This is a genomic window from Aphanothece microscopica RSMan92 (assembly GCF_046613545.2).
Classification (GTDB): domain Bacteria; phylum Cyanobacteriota; class Cyanobacteriia; order PCC-6307; family Cyanobiaceae; genus NIES-981.
The window spans coordinates 1-416 of record NZ_JBKKKY020000606.1; the positions used below are offsets into that span (position 1 = coordinate 1).

At 72.8% G+C, this 416-nt stretch carries 1 protein-coding gene; it reads right to left on the reverse strand.

The window, feature by feature from the left end:
• On the reverse strand, positions 1-397 hold a 397-nt coding region (locus ACLD7X_RS19275; RefSeq protein ID WP_425625538.1), incomplete at its 3' end, for an ATP-binding cassette domain-containing protein.
• Between the last annotated feature and the right edge of the window lie 19 nt (positions 398-416).

Below are 416 nucleotides of genomic sequence, written 5' to 3' on the forward strand. Positions count from 1 at the left end.
GGCGCAGCATCTCGACGCTGCGGTCGCGGATCGCGGCGCGGCGGGCGCCGCCCCGCGGGGGCAGGGTGGCGTCATGGGCGACCAGCACCTCGCCCAGCTGTTCGCCCACGGTCAGCGCGGGGTTCAGCGCAGTCAGCGCGTCCTGCATGGTCATGGCGATGTCGCGGCCGCGGATTTCGCGCATCTCTTCGACCGTCAGCGCCCGCAGGTCGCGGCCCTGGAACAGGATGCGCCCCTCGGCCACGCGGCCCGGCGCGCGCACAAGGCCCATGACGCTGGCGAAGGTCACGGATTTGCCCGACCCGCTTTCGCCAACGATGCCCAGACATTCGCCGCGTTCCACGGTCACGTCCACGCCGTCCACGGCCCAGACCTCGCCCGCCCGGGTGTGGAACACGGTGCGCAGGCCTTGCACG